This is a genomic window from Vibrio sp. 1249-1, from assembly GCF_033340495.1.
This window is the reverse complement of record NZ_JAWOWJ010001113.1, coordinates 1-532: the sequence shown is the minus strand read 5'-3', so window position 1 is coordinate 532 and position 532 is coordinate 1. Positions and strand designations below refer to the sequence as shown.

Annotated in this window: 1 pseudogene; it reads left to right on the top strand. The window is 46.8% G+C overall.

Annotation, left to right across the window (positions count from 1 at the left end):
* Window positions 1-532 (top strand): annotated as a pseudogene (locus R7Z50_RS30750) (imidazolonepropionase); the annotation flags it as partial.

Here is a 532-nt window from a genome sequence, read left to right as displayed (position 1 = left end):
TCGGTTGAGGTAAAATCAGGCTACGGCTTGACGCTCAAAGACGAACTAAAAATGCTGCGTGCTGCAAAAGCCTTAGAACAAGAGCGTAAAGTCAAGATCACAACTACCCTTCTTGCCGCTCATGCTTTACCGCCTGAATTTGAAGGTCGCGCAGACGATTACATCGAACATATTTGTCAAGAAATCATCCCAATCGTCGCAGAGGAAAACTTGGCCACCAGTGTGGATGTGTTTTGTGAGTCTATCGGTTTTAATTTGGAGCAAACCGAAAGAGTATTTGCGACAGCGAAACAATATGGCTTACACGTAAAAGGCCACACAGAGCAGCTATCGAACCTTGGTGGCACTGAATTGACTGCACGATACAAAGGCCTTTCGGCTGACCATATCGAATATCTCGATGAAGACGGTGTGGTCGCCCTTTCGAAGTCCGATACCGTCGCCACACTACTACCCGGTGCTTTTTACTTTTTGGGAGAAACTCAGTTACCACCGATTGAGCTACTAAGGAAGTACCACGTGCCAATGGCTA